We start from the raw sequence: 2,208 nt of genomic DNA, 5'->3' as shown, positions 1-2,208 counted from the left end.
GTCTATGGCCGTCGTCGAGAATATTAGCCGGCAAGAGATCGTTGTGGCCAAAGACGATCGGCAGCAGTTTCTGCGCCCGTTCGAGTTCGTCCGCTAGCGTCAGCAGCCGCGGCAACTCGCTTCGCATGCGGCTGCCGGCTTCCTCCAGCGTGCGCGCATAGTCGCGGATGACATGGAACACCCAGAACATGAAGCCGGCGCCGGAGACATGATTGGGCATCTCCCGATGGAAGCCGCGCATCAGGGCGGCGACGCGGCCGATATTGGCGCGTACGTCTTCCGCGACATAGGTCTTGGCGCCGAGAAATTCCGTCACCAAGATCCCGGGCTCGGAATGGTGGACTGCAGGCGCGAAGCCGGCGGCGTGCGCTGCGCGCGCGGTCATCACCTCGCGCTCGCGAAAGACGTGGTGGAATGGAAAGTCCTGGCCAAAGCGCACGACATGCCGCCCAGCTCCGTCCTTGACCAGATAGTTGGCGTTGCTCAGGCCGCCCGGCAGCGGCGCGATCTCGATGCTGCCGGTCCAGCAGGGCAGGGCGCGGATGCGGTCCTCGGCGGTCACAGGTTCATCCCTCGTTGGGCGGGGTTCAAGACGCCGCGGGCGAGACAAAGATGGCGGCCGGCAGGAGGGAGCAATGCGAAAATCTCGTCGGTGCGGGATGCCAGGATCGGTATCCCGCACCGCACCGACGAGCCCCTGTGCCGGGTTCTTCGACACCGGCATCCGCCCCCGCGGATTCGAAACAGTCCTTTTCCCTTACGTCAGACGATTTTCCAGACGTTCGGGCAGGCGAAATTTGGTGCGGCTCTGCCATCGTTCTCCCGTGGCAGTTCCGAGCCTGTCACGAGCCAGTGTCACGCCATGTGATCCGGCCTGTCAACGAAAACTTGTGGCTTTTTCTGCCTTCTTGCCCGAATCCTTTAGGATTCCTTATGAACTGTGGCCGATTTGCCTTAGAACCGGTCAGCAGCGCAACAACCGATTGGGCGAACCCAATGATCCATTCGAAGCGGCATGGCGAAATCCTGCGTCTCCTGCAGGAAGAGGGCACCGTCACCATCGCCAGCCTGGCCGACCGGCTGGGCGTCTCGCTGGAGACCGTGCGCCGCGACGTCAAGCCGCTGACCACTGACGGTTCGATCCTGAAGATGCATGGCGCCGTCGGCCTGCCGTCGATGGCCGGCGAGGCGCCATTCGAGCGGCGCATGCGCGAGAATGCCGATGCCAAGCGCGCCATTGCCCGCATGGTTGCCGCAACCATCCGCGACGGCGAATCGATCATGCTCGACACCGGCACCACCACATCTTTCCTAGCCCGCGAGCTGCTCGGCCACCGGCGGTTGACGGTGGTCACCAACTCTTCGGATATCGCCCGCACGCTGGCCACCGTCAACGGCAACAAGGTCTATATGGCCGGTGGCGAACTGCGCAGCGATTCGGGCGCCGCCTTCGGCGTCTCGGCCATCGAATTCGTCAGCCGCTTTTCCGTCAGCCATGCGGTGATCTCCACCGGTGCGGTCGATGCCGTCACGGGCGTGATGGACTATGATCTGGAAGAGGCGGAATTCGCCCGCATGGTGCTGTCGCGCGGCCAGCGCTCGCTCGTCATCACCGACCACACCAAGTTCGGCCGCCAGGGCCTCGTCCAGGTCTGCGGCCTCGACGGTTTTTCCGAACTCGTCACCGATCGGCCGCCGCCGCGCGCCATCGCCTCCGCCCTTGGGCAAGCGGGCGCACGGCTCAGCATTGCCGGTGACGATAGCGGGACCTGACCTGGCCAGAGCAGTAAAGCGTTGAGCCTGAGATCGGCGGCTTTTCTTCCTTGCCGTCCCGGTGTTTAGTTCGGCGATGGCCTTCACAATCCGCCAATTGCAATTCTTCATCGCCGTCGCCGAGCAAGGCACGGTGTCGGGTGCTGCGCAGAATCTGTCCATCTCGCAATCGTCGGTCACCGAGGCGATCAAGGAGCTCGAAGGCGATCTCGGCGTCGAACTGTTCGAGCGCCATCCGCGCGGCCTGAACATCACCCACAAGGGCCGTCAGTTCCTGCGCCACGCGACAAAGATACTTGCCGATGTTTCCGACGCGCGCCGCGCCTTCTTCGGCGAGCAAGCGGCGGCGGGCGGCCGGCTGCAACTCGGTGTCACTTCGCTGGTCGCCGGCTATGTGCTGTCGGACCTTCTCGCCCGCTATCGCCGCGCCTATCC

Annotated in this window: 3 protein-coding genes; 2 read left to right on the top strand and 1 reads right to left on the bottom strand. The window is 64.0% G+C overall.

The window, feature by feature from the left end:
* Positions 1 to 562, bottom strand: a 562-nt coding sequence (locus EOA86_RS31680) for a phosphotransferase (protein WP_164892186.1), incomplete at its 3' end; no start/stop codon positions are given.
* A gap of 434 nt (positions 563 to 996) precedes the next feature.
* Between EOA86_RS31680 and EOA86_RS31675 the strand changes: the two genes are divergently transcribed.
* Entirely contained in the window at positions 997 to 1,773 is a 777-nt protein-coding gene (locus tag EOA86_RS31675) for a DeoR/GlpR family DNA-binding transcription regulator (protein WP_065005987.1), read from the top strand.
* A gap of 76 nt (positions 1,774 to 1,849) precedes the next feature.
* A partial coding sequence (locus EOA86_RS31670) for a LysR family transcriptional regulator (RefSeq protein WP_164892185.1) occupies positions 1,850 to 2,208 on the top strand: 359 nt, incomplete at its 3' end.

Origin of the sequence: Mesorhizobium sp. M5C.F.Ca.IN.020.32.2.1, assembly GCF_004023105.1 — a bacterium.
Lineage (GTDB): Bacteria > Pseudomonadota > Alphaproteobacteria > Rhizobiales > Rhizobiaceae > Mesorhizobium > Mesorhizobium wenxiniae.
The sequence above is the reverse complement of the archived record's forward strand: the minus strand, read 5'-3'. Positions and strand labels throughout refer to the sequence as shown.

Excerpts from the sequence above, each read along its gene's own strand:
- EOA86_RS31675 (WP_065005987.1), top strand. The coding sequence starts at position 997 with ATGATCCATTCGAAGCGGCATGGCGAAATCCTGCGTCTCCTGCAGGAA.